The sequence below is a fragment of the Curtobacterium sp. VKM Ac-2865 genome (genome assembly GCF_015350905.1).
In the GTDB taxonomy this organism is placed as follows: domain Bacteria; phylum Actinomycetota; class Actinomycetes; order Actinomycetales; family Microbacteriaceae; genus Curtobacterium.
Window position 1 is genome coordinate 23,231 of sequence record NZ_JADKRZ010000007.1, and the last position, 19,936, is coordinate 43,166.

Below are 19,936 nucleotides of genomic sequence, written 5' to 3' on the forward strand. Positions count from 1 at the left end.
ACCCATGACCGCAGAACTCACCGTCGCCGTCGTCGGCGCCACCGGCCAGGTCGGCGCCGTGATGCGTCGCCTGCTCGAGGAGCGCGACTTCCCGGCCACCACCGTCCGCTTCTTCGCCAGTGCCCGGTCCGCCGGCACGACCCTGTCCTTCCGCGGGCAGGACGTCGTGGTCGAGGACAGCGAGACCGCCGACCCGTCGGGCATCGACATCGCGCTGTTCTCGGCCGGTGCCACTGCCTCTCGTGCGCTCGCGCCACGGTTCGCCGCCGCCGGCGCCCTGGTGATCGACAACTCCAGCGCCTGGCGCATGGACCCCGAGGTCCCGCTCGTCGTCAGCGAGGTGAACCCGCACGCCATCGACGACGCGGGCAAGGGCATCATCGCGAACCCGAACTGCACGACGATGGCGATCATGCCGGTGCTGAAGGTCCTCGACACCGAGGCCGGGCTGCAGCGGCTCGTCGCGACCACGTACCAGGCGGTCTCGGGCAGTGGGCTCGCCGGCGTCGAGGAGCTCCTCGACCAGGCCCGCGCGGCACTCGACCAGGACACCGCGGCCCTCACGCACGACGGCAGCGCCGTGACGTTCCCGGAGCCGGTCAAGTACGTCCGACCCATCGCGTTCGACGTCATCCCGCTCGCCGGCAGCATCGTCGACGACGGCCTCGGCGAGACCGACGAGGAGAAGAAGCTCCGCAACGAGAGCCGGAAGATCCTCGAGCTCCCCGACCTGCTCGTCGCCGGCACCTGCGTCCGCGTGCCGGTCTTCACCGGCCACTCGATCTCGGTGCACGCCGAGTTCACCCGGCCGCTGTCGCCGGAGCGTGCCACCGAGGTCCTCGCTGCTGCACCCGGCGTCGAGCTCTCCGACGTCCCGACCCCGCTGCAGGCCGCCGGGCAGGACCCGACGTTCGTCGGGCGCATCCGCGCCGACCAGTCCGCTCCCGAGGGCCGCGGCCTGGTCCTGTTCGTCAGCAACGACAACCTCCGGAAGGGGGCGGCGCTGAACGCCGTCCAGATCGCCGAGGTCGTGGTCGCGCGACGCGCGGTCGCCGTCTGACGGACCCCACCACCTGACGGACGGGAGGCCCGGTGCCAGCTGGCACCGGGCCTCCTGTCCGTCATCCCCGAACCATCTCGATCACCCGTCGCGCTGTCAGCACCCGACGCTAGGATCGTCTGGTGGCAGTGAAGCAGGTGGACCCGATCGACGTCGTCCTCATCGGGGGCGGGATCATGAGCGCCACGTTGGGCGCACTCATCCACCGGCTGGAGCCCTCGTGGAAGATCCGGGTGTACGAGCGCCTCGGCAGCGTGGCGCAGGAGAGCTCGAACCCCTGGAACAACGCGGGGACCGGGCACTCCGCGCTCTGCGAGCTGAACTACACGCCTGAGCTGCCCGACGGCCGCGTGGAGATCACGAAGGCCGTCAACGTCAACGAGCAGTTCCAGGTCTCGCGGCAGTTCTGGTCGTTCCTCGTCGAGACCGGCACGCTGCCCGACCCGTCGAACTTCATCAACCCGACGCCGCACATCTCCTTCGTCTGGGGTGCGGACAACGTCGCCTACATGCGCGCTCGGTACGAGGCCATGAAGGACCACCCCCTGTTCGCCGGGCTCGAGTTCAGCGACGACGCCGAGCAGATCCGCAAGTGGGCCCCGGCGCTCATCCCCGGCCGCAAGAAGGACCAGCCCATCGCGGCGACGTACTCGGCCGCCGGGTCGGACGTCGACTTCGGGTCGCTCACCCGGCAGCTCTTCGACCAGCTCGAGGTCGACGGCGTCGAGTTCGAGCCGAGCCACCGCGTGCGGAACATCAGCCGGGGCAAGGAGTTCGACGGCTGGGCGCTCGACGTCGTGAACGAGATCGGCCGCTCGCCGCAGAAGATCGCCGCGAAGTTCGTCTTCGTCGGTGCCGGCGGCGGAGCACTGCAGCTGCTGCAGAAGTCCGGCATCCCGGAGATCCGCGGCTACGGCGGGTTCCCGGTGTCGGGGGAGTTCCTCCGCACCGACGACCCCGAGGTCGTCCAGAAGCACGCGGCGAAGGTCTACGGCAAGGCCAGTGTCGGCGCCCCGCCGATGTCCGTGCCGCACCTCGACACCCGCATCGTCGACGGCAGTGCTTCGCTGATGTTCGGCCCGTACGCCGGCTTCAGCCCCAAGTTCCTCAAGCAGGGGTCGGTGCTCGACCTGTTCCGGTCGATCCGTCCGCACAACCTGCGCCCGATGCTGAGCGTCGCGTTCTCGAACTTCGACCTGCTCCGCTACCTGATCGGGCAGCTGCTCGCGTCGAAGTCGACCAAGTTCGACGCCCTGCGCGACTTCATGCCGAGCGCCGAACCCGAGAACTGGCACAAGATCATCGCCGGGCAGCGCGTGCAGGTCATCAAGCCCGACAAGGACAAGGGCGGCGTCCTGCAGTTCGGGACAGAGGTCATCACGGCAGCCGACGGCTCCATCGCCGGGCTGCTCGGTGCGTCGCCCGGGGCATCGACCGCGGTGCCGATCATGCTCGGGCTGCTCCGGACGTGCTTCCCCGACCGCTGGGACCGCTGGGAGGACGCCGTGCGCGTGATGGTGCCGACCTACGGCAAGGACCTCGGCGCGGACGCCGCCCTCGCCGACGAGACCCTCGGCCGCACGGCCGCGGTGCTCGGACTGCACCACTGATCCACGCCGGGTCGAACTGACCCGTCCCGAGTTGCGTCGTGTTCGAACGTGTGTTCGAATGGCGCGATGCGATGGAACGGGCAGGCGATCGACGCGACGCTCAGTGACGCCCTGCCGGGGCTCGAGTCGAACAGCGGGTTCGTCCGGAGCGTCACGACGCCGGAGTTCGCAGACGTCACCTTCCACGAGGTCCTGGCGAAGTCCGCGCTGAACCGTGTCGACGGCGTCGACGGGGACACCTGGGGGATGACGATCAACCCCTACCGCGGCTGCAGCCACGCCTGCGTCTACTGCTTCGCCCGGCCGACCCACACGTACCTCGAGTTCGACGCCGGCGCCGACTTCGACCAGCAGATCGTCGTCAAGACGAACGTGGCCGAGGTGCTACGCCGCGAACTGGCCAAGCCGAGCTGGGACCGCCACCCGGTCGCCCTCGGCACGAACACCGACCCGTACCAGCGGGCAGAGGGCCGGTACCGCCTGATGCCCGGCATCATCGAGGCCCTCGCCGAGTCCGGCACGCCGTTCAGCATCCTGACGAAGGGCACGCTCCTCCGGCGGGACATCCCGCTGCTGGTCGAGGCCGCCCGGACCGTGCCGGTCGACGTCGCGATGTCCATCGCCGTGTACGACGACGACCTGCAGCAGTCCGTCGAGCCGGGTACGCCGACCACCTCGGCGCGCCTGGCGACGGTCCGGGCCGTGGTCGACGCCGGTCTGCCGTGCTCGGTGTTCCTGATGCCCGTGCTGCCCTACGTCACGGACACCATCGCCCACCTCGACGACGCGATCGGGCGCGCGGCGGCTGCCGGAGCCACGAGCCTGATGTACTCGGCGCTCCACCTGAAGCCCGGCGTCAAGCCGTGGTACATGGAGTGGCTGGGGCGCACGCACCCGGACCTCGTCGCCCGCTACCGCGCGATGTACCTCGACAACACGTACGCGCCGAAGGACTACCGCCGCTGGCTCGCCGAGCGCATCCGCCCGATCATGCGCGCGCACGGGGTGGGGCTCGGCCGGGTCGACCCGGCGACGGGCTCGATGGGGTTCTCCGACGGCCCGGTGGACGTCCGGCCGGTCGCACTCGGCGTGGAGGGGCCCGGCAGCGACAGGGAGGCGGGCATCTCCCCGCTGAAGCGTGCCGACCCCGGCTGGGACCGCCGTCGTACCGGGATCACGAACGGCGTACCGACGCTGTTCTGACGCCGGCCAAGGGCCTTCGACGGGGCGTCTTCGGGGGACATCGAACGTCAGACCCCTGCCGCTATCATCGAAGCAGTCGTCATCCGGTACCCGATCCGGGGTACACGACCGCGTCGATGGTGGTTGGATCGTGGGCGGCGCTTCCTGGCTCCCGGAAGGAGATGCACCGTGCTCGGCATCCCCACGCATCTCGCTCCGCGAGTGAACGCGTGGTCGACCGTGCGGGCCTTCCACGCGGCGGCCATCGGGTCGCTGCTGGCCGCAGCCGTGACGCTCCTGCTCTTCGTCCTGACGGACACCGACGTCCGGGTGGTGTGGGCGCTGGTCGCCCTGCTGCCGATGCTCGCGATGATCGGCGTCCACGTGCAGTTCGGCACGTGGCGCTCCGCGGTCGCCTTCCTGCTGGTCGGTGGTGTCTGCGCCTGGTGGTTCTCGCTCGTCGTGCAGCGGGACATCGCGGTGCCGTGGGTGACGTCCTACCTGCTCTCGCTCGTCGTCGTCCCGCTCGTCCTGGTCGGTGGGGCCGGCGCGGTCCCCGGTCGTGTGGTCCTGTGGTCGATCGGCGGGCTCGCGGTCGGACGGGTCGCGACGGGCATCGCCACCGCGCAGACCGGCGGACCCGCCCACCCCCTCGTGCTCGCGTGGATGACGCTGGCGTTCGTGGCGGGCATCGTCCTGGTCGGCGGACGCAGCACCACGCGGTCGCAGCGCGTCCAGCCTGAGCTCCTCCGCTCCGCACGCGAAGAGCACGTCTCCGCCTACCGCGCTGGCGTCGAGTCCGAGGCCTCCGCGATCCTGCACGACACCGTGCTGAACCACCTCGGCGCGATCGCCCTCGCGCCCGCCGGCCCGATGGACGAACAGCTCGCCCGCACGGTGGACGCCGACTTCGCGATGCTCACCGGCAAGGCCTGGCTGGCGAGCGGACCGCACGACACCGGTGACAGCGCGGCGGTCGACGCCTTCGAGCACGTCATCGAGGAACACCGGGGCGAGGGGCTCCAGGTCCTGGTCACGGGGGACCCCGCTGCACTCGCCAGGCTCGAGCCCCCGTCCCTGACGGCCCTGGTCCGCGCCGTCGGTGCCTGCCTGGCCAACGTCCGGAAGCACTCCGGCACCGACTCGGCAGAGGTGAGCGTCTTCGACGACGGCACCGCCTGCACCGTGATGGTGGTCGACGACGGCCGCGGGTTCGACGAGCAGCAGACCGGCTCCGACCGCATGGGCCTGCGCAACTCCGTCCGCGAGCGCATCGGCCGCGTCGGCGGGGACGTCCAGGTGTGGACGTCACCCGGCAGCGGCACGAGCGTGATGATGTCGGTGCCGTATGCCACCACCACCACCCCGGTGCGCGTCATCGGCCACGGTGAGACCGACGGCCTGCAGGAGTCCGCGTGAGGGGCTCCAGGACCGCGCAGCAGTACGACCCGCTCGGCGCGATGGGGTCACGGCCGCTCGTCGTCGTCCTCGGTGCCGCAGGGGTGCTCTGGGCGATCCTCGTGTCGCTCTTCGACCGTGACGTCATCGGCAGCCCCACCCTCAGCGCCGTCGCGGTGCTGCTCGTCGCGGCGTCGACCGCGGTCGTGATCGTCGCGTCGAGTCCGTTCCGAGCGCCGTTCCCGCGGTGGGCGTTCATCGCGCACGTGGCGCTCCTCGGCACCGCCGTCGTCGCGAGCGTCGCCGCGCAGTGGGGCCCGGACCGCAACGCACTGAACGACTTCATGTCGCTGCTGACCGCCACGGGGATCGTGATGGCGGCGCCCTACCGTCCGTGGCTCGACCTCGTCGTCGGCGGCGTCGTGCTGGCCGCCGTCGACGCCGTGACCTGGGGCGTCGCCGCGACCGTCTTCCCGCACGCCGTTCCCGCCGCGGTGTCCGCGTTCCTCGCCGCCGCTCCGACCCTCGTGCTGACCGCTGCTGCCGTGGTCTTCGCGTGGACGTTCGCCGGCCTGGCCGAGCGGGTGCAGATCCGTGCGGGGTCGTACTCCGTCGAGCGTGCCGAACGCGACGGCATCGCCGAGAGCGTCGAGCAGGACCGCTCCTCGATCCTCGCCGAGGACGTCGCGCCGTTCTTCGCCGAGCTGCGCACCCGCGAGACGATCACCGACGCCGACCGGGCCAGGGCACGCACGATCGCCGACGGCATCCGCCGCGTGATGGTCGCCGATGCCGACCGGACCTGGCTGCAGCAGGCCGTCCGGGCCGAGGGCGGGGCAGCGGCCACGATCGACGACGCCGACGGGCTCATCGCCGCGCTCGACGCCGACCAGCGCACGGTCGTCCGGACGTTCCTGCGTGCCGTACTCCGGGCGTCGACCGTCGACCCCGCCGGGTTCCACGTCACGGTTGCACGTCGACCCGACGACCGCGTCGACGTCGGCGTCGAGGCCGTGGTGGCCGACTCCGACGTCGGCATCCACCGTGCCTTCGACCCCTACTTCGCCGTCCTCCGCGTGACGTTCCCGGACCTCGACGTCGCCGTCCGCCCGTCCGCCCTCGCATTAAGGTTCTCCTATGACCAGCACTGACCCGAACAGGCTCTCGGAGGGCATGCCGGCCCTTCCGAACCCCGGATCGCGCCGAGTACGACTGGCCATCCTCGACGACCACGAGGTCCTGCTCGACAGCCTGTCCAGCTGGATCGCCGTCAACGCCTTCGACTTCGACCTCGCACTGACCGCGCACACCTGGCTCGAGATGGTCCACAGCGACAGCTTCCCGACCGACCTGGTGTTCCTCGACTTCCAGCTCAAGGAACCCGTCTCGATCGAGGCCCGCGTGCGCACCTGCCGTGCCGCCGGCGCGAAGGTCGTCGTGCTCTCGAGCCTCGACACCCGCGAGTCCCGCGACCGTGCCCTCGCTGCCGGTGCCTCGGCGTTCCTGTCGAAGTCGCTGCCGATGCGCGAGGTCATGGACGTCGCCCGTGACGTCATGGGCGTGGCGCGCGAGACCCCGCCGCAGCGCGAGTGGCGTCCGCTGCCGACCGGGGCGACGGCGCACCAGCGCCCCAAGCTCAGCCACGGCGAAGAAGAGGCCCTGCGGCTCTACGTCTCCGGCTACTCCACGAACGAGGTCGCCGCGCAGATGAACGTGCAGTACGAGACCGCGAAGACGTACCTGCGCCGCGTGCGTGAGAAGTACGCCAAGGTGGGGCGCCCGGCGTCGAAGAAGTCCGACCTGATCCGTCGTGCGGCGGAGGACGGCTTCCTCTCCTAGTGGCCAAGCTGTACTTCCGCTACGGGGCCATGAACAGCGGCAAGAGCACGGGCCTGCTGCAGGCCGCGTACAACTACGAGGAACGCGGCCAGCGGGTGCTCCTCGCCAAGCCCGGCGTCGACACCAAGGGGGACCGCGAGATCGTCTCCCGCCTCGGGGTCACACGGCAGGTCGACGTCGTGTTCGCAGCTGAGGACGACGTCCGCACCGCCGTGGCCGCGGCCGGCGCCGTCGATCCCGCCTCCGACCAGCTCGACGGCATGGTCCGCCCCGTGAGCTGCGTGCTCGTCGACGAGGCCCAGTTCCTGACGCCCCACCAGGTCGACGACCTGCTGCGGATCGCGGTCCTCGACGACGTCCCTGTGATCGCCTACGGCATCCGCACGGACTTCCGGACCGAGGCCTTCCCGGGCAGCCGACGCCTGCTGGAGCTCGCGCACTCGCTCGAGGAGCTCAAGACCATCTGCCGCTGCGGCCGCAAGGCGGTCTTCAACGCGCGCAAGGTCGACGGTGCCTTCGTGTTCGACGGCTCGCAGGTCGCGATCGACGGCGTCGACGTGGAGTACGAGTCCCTCTGCGCCAACTGCTACCTGACGGAGTCCGGCGGTCGCCTCGACGGCGACCTCGGCTGACCGCTCGCGTCACGCAACCGCGTACCGGACGGGAGGCTCGGTGCCGGACCCGCGCCGCGCCTCCCGTCCGTCGTCGTGAGGGGTCATGACGCCCCGCTCACGTCCGCCGAATGGTCGCGAACCGTCGCCGCAGGCGGCGCCGAGCGACGTGACATGACCACTCGGCAGACCGCCGCCGGGGTGTCCTGACCAGTCGCGCGCCCGACCCTGCTCCGCGCTGGGGAGGAGGCTCGGTGCCGGACCCGCCCCGAGCCTCCCGTCCGTCGTCGTGAGGGGTCATGACGCCCCGCTCACGTCCGCCGAATGGTCGCGAACCGTCGCCGCAGGCGGCGCCGAGCGACGTGACATGACCACTCGGCAGACCGCCGCCGGGATGTCGTGACCAGTCGCGCCCCGAGCCTCCCGTCCGTCGTCGTGACCGCCCGGCGCGGAATGCCCACTCCGTGGCGGGCGTTCAACCTGCCATGAGCGACGATTCCCTGCACCTGTCCGTCCTCGACCTGGCCACGCGTGAGTACGGCCAGTCCAACACCGAGGCCCTGCAGGGGTCCATCGACATGGCGGTCCATGCCGAGGGCCTCGGCTACGAGCGCTTCTGGGTCGCCGAACACCACGGCATGCCCGGGATCACCTCCTCGGCCCCCGCAGTCCTCCTGAGCGCCGTGGGAGCCGCCACGAAGACGATCCGCATCGGATCCGGCGGCGTGATGCTGCCGAACCACGCGCCGCTGGTCATCGCTGAGCAGTTCGGCACGCTCCGGGCGCTCTACGGCGACCGCGTCGACCTCGGCCTCGGACGTGCCCCCGGGACCGACGGCGCGACCGCGATGGCCCTCCGCCGCACCGACCGCCTCGACGTGGACGACTTCCCCGAGCGCCTGGCGGACCTCATCGGCTTCTTCACCGGCATGGACGCGGAGAACCCGCTGTCCCGCATCCGCGCGGTGCCCGGCTACGGCGACGTGCCGGAGTTCTGGCTGCTCGGGTCCTCCGGGTACAGCGCCCAGGTCGCCGGTGCGCTCGGCATCTCGTTCGCGTTCGCGCACCACTTCGCCTCCGACAACACCGAGGCCGCGCTCGCGCTCTACCGCGACTCGTTCCGGCCGTCGCGCTTCCGGTCCGAGCCGAACGCACTGATCGGCGTGCAGGTCGTCACGGACGAGGACCCCGCCGTCGTCGACGAGCAGTCCGCACCCGGCATGATCTCGTTCATCCGGATGCGTCAGGGCACCAAGCCCGAGCCGGTCTCGATGGACGAGGCCCGGGCGTACCAGTTCAGCGACCTCGAGCGCCGGTTCATCGCCGCCCGCACCGAGCGTCAGGCGTACGGCACGGCCGACCAGGTCGCCGACAAGATCAACGCGCTGGTGGAGTCCACCGGGGCGAACGGCGTGATCGTGGCACCGGGTGCTGCGCAGGCGCGGTACCGGCACCAGGCGCTCGACGTCGTGGCGTCGCTGCACGCGGCTGGCCGGCTGGTCCGGCGCGCGGTCGCGGTCGCGTAAGGGGTCGCGCCGTACCGCGCGTCGCGCGCGTCGCTGCCGCATCGAGGGAGCAGGAAACGTCGGGTCCGATGGACCCACTCGACGATTCCTGCTCCCTCGTTCGCATGCCGGGAGGCTCGGGTCAGCTGAGCAGGCCGAGTCGCGTGGCCGTCGCCACGGCTCCCACGCGGCTGGTCACGTCGAGCTTGCGGAACACGTTGTAGACGTGGCGCTTCACCGTTCCCACGGCGAGCCCGAGGTCAGCGGCGATCTCGGCGTTCGACCGCGCGGCGGCGACCAGCCGGAGCACCTCGACCTCGCGGTCGCTCAGCGCTGAGCCGGCACGAGCGTCCGTGACGACGTCGACCGGGAAGGTGACGGGGGTGCCCGGCCGGGTGCTCGCCCGGACGATCCGTTCGACGAGCTCGCGGCTGGGCGTGTCCTTCGTCACGTAGTCCACGGCGCCGGAGTCGAGCAGCGCACGCCGGAGGACCGCGTCGCGGTGCATCGTCAAGACGACCACGGCGATGTGCGGGTGGTTCCGCCGCACGGTCGCGATCGTGGTGCGGGCCGGGGGCCCGTCGAGCTCGACGTCGAGCAGGAGCACGTCGATGGCCGTGCTCTCGGGCCCGTCGAGCACGTCGGCGGGTCGTTCACCGTGCGCGACGACGCGGATCGTGGGCACCGAGGCCAGGATCGTCGCGAGTCCCTCGCGGAAGAGCCGGTGGTCGTCGACGATCGCGACGTGCGTGACGGCGTGGTTCACAGCGCTCCCGTGGGCACGACGAGCGTCACCGTCGTCCCCGTGCCCGGCGCGCTGACGACGTCGAGGGTGGCCCCGATCAAGGCAGCGCGCTCTCGCATCGTCGACTGCCCGAGCCGGCCCGGGGCGAGCGCGTCCTGGTCGAACCCGGGCCCCTCGTCCTGCACCACGACCGTGATCGAGTTGTCAGCCCAGGTGAAGTCGACGCGGACGGCTGCGTCGCGGGCGTGCTTCCACCAGTTCGTCAGTGCCTCGAGCAGGATCGTCAGCGACTCCTCGGCCCGCCAGTTCACGATCTGGACCGGCGTGCCGTGCGACACGATCGAGACGTGGTCGGTCTCCGGGAACAGGTCCGCCGTGTGCCGTGCCAGGGCGGCGTCGAGCAGGTCGTCGCCGACGCGGGCGTGCAGGGCGACTGCCAGGTTCTGCACGTCACCGAGGGCGCGTCGGAGCTGAGCGGCTGCGGCCTCGAGCTGCGCTGTCCGCTCGGGCGCCGGGGGATCGGTGAGCAGCGCCAGGTCGATGCGCTGCAGCCCGGCCAGGATCCCGTGGGCGACCCGGTCGTGCAGGTCACGGGCGATGTGAGCTCGCGAGTCGAGGTTCGCCGTCGTGACGCGTTGGCGTAGCGCTTCGGTGTAGGCGATGGCGCCGGCGGGGAAGCGTCGCCAGATGCCCGAGTGGAGGGCTCTGGAGGCACGCAACAGCTCGGCCGGGGTCTCCGCACCGACCTCGTCGACGAACACCGGCAGGTACTCGTCGAAGAGCACCTCGGCCGCGAGCATCGCGCCGGCCGGGTGCTGCATGCGCTCGGCGTGCAGGGCCCCAGTCGCCAGATGCTCGTCCGCCAGGAGCTGGTCGCTCGTGATCGAGGCGTCGTGTCCGTCGGCGTAGTGCCGGTGCGCGTCGGCGAGCATCGAGGTGACGTTCTCGACCAGGCTGGCCGCCAGGGCCGGGTCGTCGCCGAGGTCCGGGGACGTCGCGGCGATGCGTTGCAGGACGGGGGCGAGGCGATCGGGGATGTCCATGTCCGGTTCACGGTAGCGGTGCGACCGCCTCCAACAGAGCAGCGCGGCCCCGATGTGTCGTCGGACGTAGGCCGCGCTGTGCGGAGGTCACGACAACGGATCGAGGAGGCCGTACAGCGCGATCATCAGCCCGGGCACGATCGAGAGCACGGCGACCGTCAGCCAGCGGCGCTTCGGGCGACGAACTGCGAATCCGACCGTGTAGTTCGTCATCGCGACGGCGAACGCGAGTGGCGTCCCGATCAGGCCGATGAACGCACGGAACCAGTTCCAGCTGGCCCACGGTGGGGCGGCTGGGACGAAGGACGTGGCCACGAGCAGGAACACCGACGCCCCCACCATCAGCCACCCCGCGGCGATCCCGCCGCGAGTGGCGCTCCCGAGCCGAGACAGCGCGCTCCCGGCCAGTCCGACCAGCCCGCAGATCGCGACCGCTGCAGCCGCCGCGGCCGTCCGCGCGACCACCGTCGAGATCGTCCTCAACTGGAGCGCCCCGCCGATGACCTTCGGACAGCAAGGGGTGGGGTGACGGGCGCGCAGCTACCGAGAGAGGCCACGAGTCGCTGCTGAGTTCCCAGCTGTCGGTCGTCGTGAAGCAATGAGGACAGCAGCGATGAACAGCCCGATGTGCAGGAACGGCACTCCGATGCTGATCGCGCTCGACAACGAAGACCGGGGGCTGTCGCCTCCGAGAGCCAGGAGGAACAACAAGACTCCGCCCCAGAGCAACGACGTCCCGAGACCGACCGCGGTCGCGATCGCTGACAGCCAACGGATCGTTGTGGCAGGTTCCGGTCGCACCGTCACCAAGACCAGCACGATGTGCGCGATGAGGAGGCCACACATCCACCACCCGGCGGATTCGCTGGCGTTGACCCCTGCGGAGAACTGCACCCAGTTGCCGAAAGCTCCAGCGAAGCCTCCGACGACCATCTCGATCGGCGCCGCGGCCGCTGTGACGGCGATGGACACCCCGACACGGGCAGGATGCGCAATCAATTGCAGACGCATTCAGCTGATTCCGGCGCGGGTGAGGAGCGTGTCAGCGCAGGCCTTCGCGAACTCCGTCAGTTGATCGCTTGTCGGGTCGACCTGGCCTTCCTGGAAGCCCTCGCGGGGTATCTCCGGCCAGATCTTGCCGTGCCACAGCGATTCGATGTTGCCGATGATGGACTGCCTGAGCGTGACGCCGTCTCGATCGAAACGACGATGGAGGAACTCCGCAATGCGATCAGCCGGTTCGGGGAGTCGGACCAGCAGGGCCGCGAAACTGTCCGCAAATGATGTCTGAAGTCTCGTCTCCACTCCGATGAGGAAGCCGTCTGCGTCTGAGATGAGATCGACCATCGTGAACTCCGATGTCGTTGAGTCGGTACCGCCGAGATTGTGTTCGACGAACTTCTTGACCCCCTCTCCCTGCTGGAACTTGCAGAAGTTGGCCCAGAGTTGCACAGTGTCGAGCGCCCAGCCCCCCAGGTCGCTCAGCCCGACGACGTCCCTACCAGCATCGCTCGGCCAGTAGTTCAGGCCCTGCGTCACCACGGCCAGGTGCTCGAGGTCCCCGGCGTACTGCGGGATGAGGTTGCTGACAGCACCGGCAGCTGCGAAGTACTGCTCGCGCGCTCTGCTCAAGGGGGCCGATGGCATTCCGGGCCGGTCCTCCGGCCAGGGTGTGTAGATCAAGAACGGACCATAGCGGTACTTGTCGCTCATCAAGAACGAGAACACCAGGGTGTTCGCCATGTTGTTCGAGAAGACGCCCTGATTCTGCGATTTGAGCGCGGTCTCGGCGAGCATCTGGGTCTCGACGAGACGCCAGTGCAGCGCTCGCGTTCCTTCGTCCTGATCCGGAACGCGCATCACCAGATCACGGCCGGTCGGTTGCGCGTGGCTGGAAACGGCGTTCCGGTCGATGTTGATGGATTTGAGCTCCTGGATCTGGTTGTACCACCACCCGGCTGGCATCGGGTACCCGAGATTGCCGCTGTATCCCGTGGACATGCCGCTCACCCAGATGGCAGAGGCAAGACCCCGTTTGGCGACGCCCGCGGCGATGTTCCTGGTTGCGTACACGCCGACCCTGTAGATCTGTGAGACGGAATGCGCGAGACCGTCGCGCACACCCTCGAAGTACGGGACGAGCAGGGCGTCGATCTCCGTCTCGAAGGCGTCGTAGTCGACAGCGAAGAAGATGGTCACACCTTCGCGAAGGCCCAGCTGTCGTGCACGGATCGCGGCCTGACGCCCGTGATCGAGGCCGAGTGCGCGCGTGAAGTACTGCGGACCGTTGTTGAAGTTCTGGAAGATCGGGACGAGCTTGAGGCCGGCCGCGAAGAGCGTGTCGAGTTCACCGGGAACGATCGATTTCTCGGTCACCGTGAGATAGCGACCTACTACGCGGAAGCCATCGTCGTACCGGGCAGCAGCGAAGGTCGGAGTCAGCGCGGTGGTCGTGTCGAAGCCGATCACCGGTCGGTCCGGATTGCCCGTGCTCACGAGAAGCGCAGCCCATGTGTCGAAGTCTCCGGCCCCGGTCGACGTGATCTCGAGGAAGTTCTGGAACGCAAGCGTGGCGCTTCGGGTCGCAGCATCGAAGGTTCCTGTACGAGGAACTGCGGAGCCGTTGAATGCAAGAGCAAGTTGGAACAACGAGACGAACTTCTTGCTCCCTTCCGTCGTCCCTGAACTGACTCGTCCCTGCTCGCGAAGACCTGTCTGTGTGCCCGGGCCGAAGTTGCCGTTCGCCACTCCGTCCACCATGTTCAGCTCGTACTGGATGGCCAACATGAGCCCCCGCTGCACGTCCCGGGTGAAGCGCCCGTCGCACGGGACGATGTAGTAGTCCGCGCGGTTCGTGTAACGGGAGTTGAGCCACTGCTGTCCGGCCCGAACCAGCTCGGTCCCGACGCCGATCCGTACGTAGGCGTCCAGCGTGAGGAGTGACTTCATGAGTTTCACGTCCACGCGCACACCAGGCGCCAGGCCGATGTCGTTGCGCACGTTCCCGACCGACGCTGCGATCACTTCGTCCCACGCCCCGATCGTGGTTCCTCCGGTGTAGCCCTTGCACCAGAGCGCGCACTGCAGGATGCCGATGATCTTCGGTTTCGTCGCCGAGCTCACCGAACCCACTTTGGACGAGTACGTCGTCTGAGTTGTCGGACCGAAGGTGTCCGAGAGTGCAGTGATGCCGAGTTCATGCTGGAGCGCACGGGTCAGTGCGTACATCGTCCCCCAGCCTGTGATGCCGTCCTCGACGACCCGAGGGACACCACTGACCGCCGCATACGTCGAGTTCAACCACTTCTGTGAGTTCATCACCCAGAGGTCAGCCATCGTTTCGTCCCTAGATCGTGCTCGTGAAGGCGGAATCGGCTCGGGGGCGCCCGGAGTCCGACACAGGGGACGCAGCCTCCGACCCAGTCACTCGCTGGAGCGGGTTGCTCGGAATCGATCCCGTGACCGACACTCGAGCGAAGTTGAGGTCACGGAGCTCTGCGACGGACGGGGTTGCAACCGCGGAGAGCGCGATGCTCAGAGACGAACGGGCTGGCAGTGGATCTCGGAGTGTCAGCGCTGTCGTCCGGGCGCCTCCGTTGGTGGTCACCGTTTGGTCCACCTCGAGTACGTCGAGCGGGTCATCTCCCGCGAACACCTGGTCGACCACCAGCCGGACGAGGGCGGCATCGACATCGACGACGATCTGTGTCCCCGCAGGCACTGCACCAGGGCCGATGCTGTCGACGCGGACGAAGGCTGGGATCGAGTACCGACCAGCCGAGTGGTCGCCGCGCAAGGCGATGTCGTCCCAGACGACAGCGACCGAAGCGCCCCACACAGAACCGGTCACCGGCGCTGGTGGATCGGCGAGTACTGTCATCTCGTTGGTCACGCGATCTGATCGGTTGCGAATTCGGATGACCGATGCACGCGGACCATCGACCGCGTCGTTCGGAAAACGTGCGGTGCGGTTGAGGGGGATTCCGACTGTCACGTTCTCGTGGACCCCTGTGGTTGAACCTTCGAGCGTAGGGAGGGGAATCGTGAGGGTCCCACTGTCGGCGCTCCCGCTGACGGTGACCGGCAGGTGGAGCATCTGCCTTCCCGCCCTGAGCACACTCCCTCCGTCGACCGGTGAAGCGACCCTGGAGTCGAAATCCACTTCGATGACCGACCCGGTCAGCGCGGCGGCATCGCCGCTGACCTCGACCGCGAAGAGTTCTGCGTACGGAAGTACTGATGCGTACTGCGGGTCGAAGATGTAGCTCGTTGTGACGTGCGGGACGACCTCGAGTGGAAGGCTGACCCCTTCGTCGCGGGTTGCGGCTGTGGCTCTCTTGCTCGTCGTCAGCGGTGTGCTGAGTCCAACGGCTCCGCTTCCGAGCATGAACGATCGACGTGAAAGTCTCACTGTCTCCCCAAACATCGAGTGCGAGATTTCAGTGTAGGGAAGAGTCAGGCGCCCTTGGAGTCCACCATCGCGGGATGTGTCCTCGGTTGTAGCCGGCCCGAGCGCGGTTCTCCTGCGGGCAGGCAGGAGCTCAACGCAACGGCAGAAGGCCCGGATCCAATCGGACCCGGGCCTTCATCTGTCGGGGTGACAGGATTTGAACCTGCGACCTCCTCGTCCCGAACGAGGCGCGCTACCAAGCTGCGCCACACCCCGAGGTGTGATCACCCCTGACGGAGCGACCTCGAAAGTCTACCCGATAGACAGGGGTGGTCGTGACCATCGTGGCAACGAGATGGGGCCGGGGTCAGTTCCGTGCGGGCCTCGGCAGCCACGAGCCGCATCCCGGGTATCGGCCCCGGCTGTGTGGGGGCCGAGACATCCCGCGTGGTGTGACGGTCAGGGCAACCCCCTGGCATCATTTCGGCTACTGCAAATGCGTCGGATGTGTCGAAGGACGCAGGGGCGCTGAATGGATTGACACCTGTGGGAGCGGCTGTCCATCGTTGTTCCGCGCGCAGGTTGATGCGTGCAGAGAGCAGGAGACGTTGAAGAACCTCAGGACAAGAATTGTCGTCGGCATCGCGGCTTGCGCCGCTGTGGCCGCTCCACTCATCGTCAGCGCCCCGGCAAACGCGGCGCCGAGTGGCTGCGTAGCGCGGGTGTTCCAAGCGAAGTCGACAGGCGATTGTGTGAAGAACATACAAGCGATCTTGAACTACGACGAATTCAGGAACAGTCGACCCAAGATCACGGTCGATGGCAGTTTCGGGCCAGCGACGGACTGGTCTGTACGCCAGTTTCAGGGTGACTGGTGGGTCACCTCCGATGGGATCGTCGGGTCAGGCACCTGGGGGCTGTTGTGCAGCCATCGGCAGGGCAGCATGAGCCCGGTCCAGAAGCGAGCCGGCTGCGGTTCCCTGTTCTGACCCACTCATGCTGCGTGGGAGCCCTGGGGCCGGACAGCCCTGTCAAGCGGTCCGGGCCGTCAGGGTGACCACGACGGCCTCGGGGCGGACGGCGAAGCGCACGGGTGCGTAGATCGACGTCCCGAGGCCGGCGGAGACGTTCAGCCACGACCAGTGCGTCCGGCTCTGCCACTGGTGCAGGCCGCTGGCGTACCGGCGGGGAAGGTCGCTGTTCGTGACGAGTGCGCCGACACCGGGGACCGCGACCTGGCCGCCGTGCGTGTGCCCGGCGAAGATGACGTCGGCACCCTGCGTGACGAAGGCGTCGAGGACGCGGCGGTAGGGAGCGTGCGTGACACCGATGGAGACCGGCGCGGGGCCGTCCTCGTCCTCGGACCACGGGACGTCGCTGCGCATCTCGTCCACGTTGGTCGGCAGGACGTCGAGGCGGTCCCAGTCGCGGTGCGCGTCAGACGTGCCGAAGAGCTCGAAGCGTGAGCCGCGGACCTCGATCGCGCGGGCCTTGTCGTTGAGGTCGAGCCAGCCGAGCGACTCGAAGAACGCCGTCTGCCGCTCGACGTCGAGGTCGACCGCACGGGCCTTGGCGTGCATCGCGCTCGGGCCACCGAAGTACTTGAGCGGGTTGCGCGGGGAGGGGCCGTAGAAGTCGTTCGACCCGTAGACGAACGCGCCGGGGACGCCGCGGAAGGGCTCGAGCGCGTACTCCACCGCCGTGTTGGCGGTCTCGTGCCCGAGGTTGTCACCGGTGTTCACGATGAAGTCCGGCTCGACGAGGCTGAGGTCGCGCAGCCACTGCTGCTTGTCCGCCTGCCAGGGGGCCATGTGGATGTCCGAGAGGTGCAGGACGACCACGTCGCGCGAGCCTGGCGGCAGCACGGGGACGGTCTCCCACCGGATGCCGAACCGCCGCCGTTCGACGAGGGCACCCCAGGCCGCGGAGCCCGCACCGACGACCGCGCCGGCTGCGAGGACGCCGAGCCCGGCGCGGGCAGCCGTCACTTGCAGTTCTTTCCGGGCTTGCCGTCCTTGTCACCGAACAGCTTCAGGGTGATCGGCGTCGACTTCGCGGCGTTCGCACCGGCGGCTGGGTCGATCGCTGCGACGCGGCAGAGCTGCTTGGAGTTGCCCCGTTCGAACTGGTCGGACACGGCCACGTTCCCGAAGCCCGCCGAGTTCAGCGTCGAGCGGGCCTCGTTGACGGGGCGGTTGCCGACGTTGGGCACGGTGGCCTGGGAGCCGTCGGTCGTGAACACCGTGACGCTGGAGCCGCGCGACAGCAGCGACCCGGCCGCGGGGGAGGTGGACGACACCGTTCCGGCGGTCCCGCCGCCGGCCTGCACGCCGCCGTCGACGTACGTGAAGCCGGACGACGCCACGAGGGAGCGGGCCTCTTCGGCCGTCTTGCCCGCGAGGTTCGGCACCGGGTTGCTGTTCCCGCGGATCGCGGTCTGGCTCGGAGCCGGGAACGGCCCAGCCGGGTGGAGCTGGTTGATCGGCGCCATGGCCTGCTCCCAGACCCCGGCACGGGCACTGGCGTAGGAACCGCCCGCGCCGCTGTAGAAGTGGCGGAGGTTGATCTTGGCACCGTCGGTGTTGCCCTGCCAGTAGGCGGTGGCGACCTTCGTGCTGCCGCCCACGAGCCAGATCTGGTCGGCGTCGTCGGTGGTACCGGTCTTGGCGAAGAGCTCGGTGCCGTCCGGGGTCTGTGCGCCCACCGCTGTGCCGTACTTGATGGTGCCCTTGAGGGCGAACGCGGCGGTCGCGGCGACGCTCGGGTCGAGGACCTGCTTGCACTCCTTGGGCTGGCCGCCGAGGCTCTTGCCCTGCGCGTTCGTGATGTTGTCGATGGCGATCGGCTTGCAGTAGGTACCGCCGTTCGAGATCGTCGCGTACGCGGAGGCCATCGTCAGCGGGGCGATGTTGTTCGTCCCGAGGATCGACGACGGGTAGGAGTTCAGCTCCGTCTTCTCGTCAGCAGAGTGGACGCCGAGGTCCTCTGCGGTCTGCTTGATGTCGCAGAGGTCGAGTTTGGATGCCATCGACGCGAACGCGGCGTTCACGGACAGCGCGGTGGCGCGGGCGACGGTGTAGTTGCCTGCTTCACCCGCCGAGTCGTTCTTCGGCCCGTAGGTGGTGTAGTCCGGCGCCCCGCAGTGCGTCCAGGTGTTGATGTTGTGCGGCGTGCCGTTCACGGTCTCGTTGAGCCCGTGGCCGTCCTTCAGCCAGTCGAGCAGCGTGAACACCTTGTACGTCGACCCGGTCTGGAACCCGATCGACCCGCCGTACTCCTTGTCCACGCTGTAGTTGATCGACGTCGCCGTTGGCGGGGACTGGATGGACTGGTCGTAGTCCTTGTTCTGCGCCATCGTCAGGATGCGCCCGGACGAGGCCTCGACCGAGTCGAACGCGGCGCCGAGCTTGAAGCGGCTCTCCGTGTTCGGGTCGTACTTGTTCAGCAGGTCCTTCTGCTGCCCGTTCAGGTTGATGTCCAGCGTGGTCTGGATCGTGTAGCCGCCGTTGCGCCATGCGGTGGCGCGGTCCTTCTCGGAGCCACCGAGCTGCGACATCTGCTTGACGACCTTGACGGCGTAGTCGCAGAAGAACTGCGCGCCGTTGCCCGCGGCCGCCTGGCAGCCCTGGGTCGGCTCGGTCAGGTGCACGTAGTCAGCGGGCTTCGAGGCGATGGCAGCGTCGAACTGCTCCTGCGTCAGGTGCTTCTGCGCGAACATCGACTTCAGGATGACGTTGCGGCGCCCGACGTTGGCCTCGTAGTTCTTCGGGGTCGACAGGTTGCGCTGGTTCGGCGACTGCACGATCGCCAGGATCGAGGCGGCTTCCTGCGGCGTGAGGTCCGTGGCGTTCTTGTTGAAGTAGTGCTGCGCCGCGGCCTGCACGCCGTACGTCTGGTCACCGAAGTAGGCGATGTTGAGGTACGCGGTGAGGATCTGCTCGTGCGAGTACTTCTTCGCCAGGCCGATCGCGAGCTTCATCTCCTCGAGCTTGCGGGAGATCGACTGCTCGACGGCGGCGTTGTATGCCTTCTCGCGTTCCTTCTGCGTGGGGAGCTCGAGGGCTTCCTGCATCTTGATGTTGCGGACGAGCTGCATCGTCAGCGTCGACCCACCGCCCGACTCGCCGAGGCCGCCGGCGACACTGCCGACACCAGCGCGGACGAGCGACGTCATGTCGACGCCGCCGTGGTCGTAGAAGCGCTTGTCCTCGCCGTCGACGGCGGCGTTCTTCAGCTGGTCGCTGATCTCGTCGAACTTCAGCTCCTCGCGGTTCTGGTCGTAGACCGAGGCGAGGTGGACCGGCTTGCCGTTCGCGTAGGCGTAGATCTCGTTGCGCTGCGGGAGCTCACCGATCTCGATGTACTCGGGCAGTGACTCGAACACACCGATCGTCGACGTCGTCGTGACGCCGGCGACCGCGATGGCCGGCGTGACCCCGATGGTGACCAGGAGGCCGGCGAGCACGCTGAAGCCGGTGAAACCGATGAAGGCGCCGACTGCAGAGACGGGCTTGGTCCGCGATGCAGACGTCTTCTGGGCAGACATAGGATGC

16 protein-coding genes and 1 tRNA gene are annotated in these 19,936 nt (G+C 68.7%); 9 read left to right on the forward strand and 8 right to left on the reverse strand.

Features of this window, described 5'->3' with window-relative positions:
• Window positions 1–4 precede the first annotated feature (4 nt).
• From ITJ54_RS15810 to ITJ54_RS15845, 8 genes are all read left to right on the forward strand, one after another.
• The gene (locus ITJ54_RS15810; protein ID WP_194629919.1) at window positions 5–1,060 is read left to right on the forward strand and encodes an aspartate-semialdehyde dehydrogenase; all 1,056 of its coding nucleotides are present in this window, start codon (window positions 5–7) and stop codon (window positions 1,058–1,060) included.
• A gap of 122 nt (window positions 1,061–1,182) precedes the next feature.
• Window positions 1,183–2,670, forward strand: coding sequence for a malate:quinone oxidoreductase (locus ITJ54_RS15815; RefSeq protein ID WP_194629921.1), 1,488 nt, complete (start codon window positions 1,183–1,185; stop codon window positions 2,668–2,670).
• Window positions 2,671–2,736: 66 nt separating this feature from the next.
• On the forward strand, window positions 2,737–3,873 hold the full coding sequence (locus ITJ54_RS15820; protein ID WP_194629923.1) for an Rv2578c family radical SAM protein: 1,137 nt from the start codon (window positions 2,737–2,739) through the stop codon (window positions 3,871–3,873).
• A gap of 168 nt (window positions 3,874–4,041) precedes the next feature.
• A complete protein-coding gene (locus ITJ54_RS15825; RefSeq protein WP_194629925.1) occupies window positions 4,042–5,271 on the forward strand; it encodes a sensor histidine kinase in 1,230 nt (409 codons plus the stop codon).
• Window positions 5,268–6,401, forward strand: coding sequence for a hypothetical protein (locus ITJ54_RS15830; protein ID WP_194629927.1), 1,134 nt, complete (start codon window positions 5,268–5,270; stop codon window positions 6,399–6,401). Before ITJ54_RS15825 ends, ITJ54_RS15830 begins: the two co-directional genes overlap by 4 nt.
• Entirely contained in the window at window positions 6,388–7,089 is a 702-nt protein-coding gene (locus tag ITJ54_RS15835) for a DNA-binding response regulator (protein WP_071270285.1), read from the forward strand. Before ITJ54_RS15830 ends, ITJ54_RS15835 begins: the two co-directional genes overlap by 14 nt.
• Window positions 7,089–7,721 (forward strand): thymidine kinase, encoded by a 633-nt coding sequence (locus ITJ54_RS15840; RefSeq protein WP_194629929.1) that lies wholly within the window; start codon window positions 7,089–7,091, stop codon window positions 7,719–7,721. Before ITJ54_RS15835 ends, ITJ54_RS15840 begins: the two co-directional genes overlap by 1 nt.
• A 464-nt stretch (window positions 7,722–8,185) precedes the next feature.
• Complete coding sequence (locus ITJ54_RS15845) at window positions 8,186–9,226, forward strand: LLM class flavin-dependent oxidoreductase (protein WP_194629931.1); 1,041 nt, start codon at window positions 8,186–8,188, stop codon at window positions 9,224–9,226.
• 121 nt (window positions 9,227–9,347) lie between these two features.
• Here ITJ54_RS15845 and ITJ54_RS18385 read toward each other — a convergent pair whose 3' ends face one another.
• From ITJ54_RS18385 to ITJ54_RS15875, 6 genes are all read right to left on the reverse strand, one after another.
• On the reverse strand, window positions 9,348–9,971 hold the full coding sequence (locus ITJ54_RS18385) for a response regulator transcription factor (protein ID WP_194629933.1): 624 nt from the start codon (window positions 9,969–9,971) through the stop codon (window positions 9,348–9,350).
• The gene (locus ITJ54_RS15855) at window positions 9,968–10,993 is read right to left on the reverse strand and encodes a sensor histidine kinase (RefSeq protein ID WP_194629934.1); all 1,026 of its coding nucleotides are present in this window, start codon (window positions 10,991–10,993) and stop codon (window positions 9,968–9,970) included. The genes ITJ54_RS18385 and ITJ54_RS15855 overlap by 4 nt, the downstream gene beginning before the upstream one ends.
• Before the next feature lie 87 nt (window positions 10,994–11,080).
• Window positions 11,081–11,458 carry a hypothetical protein gene (locus tag ITJ54_RS15860; RefSeq protein WP_194629935.1) on the reverse strand — a complete coding sequence of 126 codons (378 nt, stop codon included), beginning with the start codon at window positions 11,456–11,458 and terminating at the stop codon, window positions 11,081–11,083.
• A 546-nt stretch (window positions 11,459–12,004) separates the two neighbouring features.
• Window positions 12,005–14,329, reverse strand: coding sequence for a glycoside hydrolase domain-containing protein (locus tag ITJ54_RS15865; protein WP_194629936.1), 2,325 nt, complete (start codon window positions 14,327–14,329; stop codon window positions 12,005–12,007).
• 10 nt (window positions 14,330–14,339) lie between these two features.
• Window positions 14,340–15,380 carry a hypothetical protein gene (locus tag ITJ54_RS15870; RefSeq protein ID WP_194629937.1) on the reverse strand — a complete coding sequence of 347 codons (1,041 nt, stop codon included), beginning with the start codon at window positions 15,378–15,380 and terminating at the stop codon, window positions 14,340–14,342.
• 205 nt (window positions 15,381–15,585) lie between these two features.
• Window positions 15,586–15,659, reverse strand: a tRNA-Pro gene (locus ITJ54_RS15875).
• Window positions 15,660–16,135: 476 nt separating this feature from the next.
• Between ITJ54_RS15875 and ITJ54_RS18480 the strand changes: the two genes are divergently transcribed.
• Window positions 16,136–16,372 (forward strand): peptidoglycan-binding domain-containing protein, encoded by a 237-nt coding sequence (locus tag ITJ54_RS18480; protein ID WP_416354917.1) that lies wholly within the window; start codon window positions 16,136–16,138, stop codon window positions 16,370–16,372.
• Between the two features lie 42 nt (window positions 16,373–16,414).
• Here the strand turns inward: ITJ54_RS18480 and ITJ54_RS15885 are convergent, their stop codons facing one another.
• Both ITJ54_RS15885 and ITJ54_RS15890 read right to left on the reverse strand, forming a co-directional pair.
• A complete protein-coding gene (locus ITJ54_RS15885) occupies window positions 16,415–17,371 on the reverse strand; it encodes a metallophosphoesterase (protein WP_194629939.1) in 957 nt (318 codons plus the stop codon).
• A complete protein-coding gene (locus ITJ54_RS15890) occupies window positions 17,368–19,929 on the reverse strand; it encodes a transglycosylase domain-containing protein (RefSeq protein WP_194629940.1) in 2,562 nt (853 codons plus the stop codon). Before ITJ54_RS15890 ends, ITJ54_RS15885 begins: the two co-directional genes overlap by 4 nt.
• Between the last annotated feature and the right edge of the window lie 7 nt (window positions 19,930–19,936).

What these genes read in the sequence shown, in the direction of transcription:
- ITJ54_RS15810 (WP_194629919.1), top strand. Translation starts at nt 5, where the DNA reads ATGACCGCAGAACTCACCGTCGCCGTCGTCGGCGCCACCGGCCAGGTC.
- ITJ54_RS15820 (WP_194629923.1), top strand. Translation starts at nt 2,737, where the DNA reads ATGCGATGGAACGGGCAGGCGATCGACGCGACGCTCAGTGACGCCCTG.
- ITJ54_RS15835 (WP_071270285.1), top strand. Translation starts at nt 6,388, where the DNA reads ATGACCAGCACTGACCCGAACAGGCTCTCGGAGGGCATGCCGGCCCTT.
- ITJ54_RS15845 (WP_194629931.1), top strand. Translation starts at nt 8,186, where the DNA reads ATGAGCGACGATTCCCTGCACCTGTCCGTCCTCGACCTGGCCACGCGT.
- ITJ54_RS15855 (WP_194629934.1), bottom strand. Translation starts at nt 10,993, where the DNA reads ATGGACATCCCCGATCGCCTCGCCCCCGTCCTGCAACGCATCGCCGCG.
- ITJ54_RS15865 (WP_194629936.1), bottom strand. Translation starts at nt 14,329, where the DNA reads ATGGCTGACCTCTGGGTGATGAACTCACAGAAGTGGTTGAACTCGACG.
- ITJ54_RS15870 (WP_194629937.1), bottom strand. Translation starts at nt 15,380, where the DNA reads ATGCTCGGAAGCGGAGCCGTTGGACTCAGCACACCGCTGACGACGAGC.
- ITJ54_RS15890 (WP_194629940.1), bottom strand. Translation starts at nt 19,929, where the DNA reads ATGTCTGCCCAGAAGACGTCTGCATCGCGGACCAAGCCCGTCTCTGCA.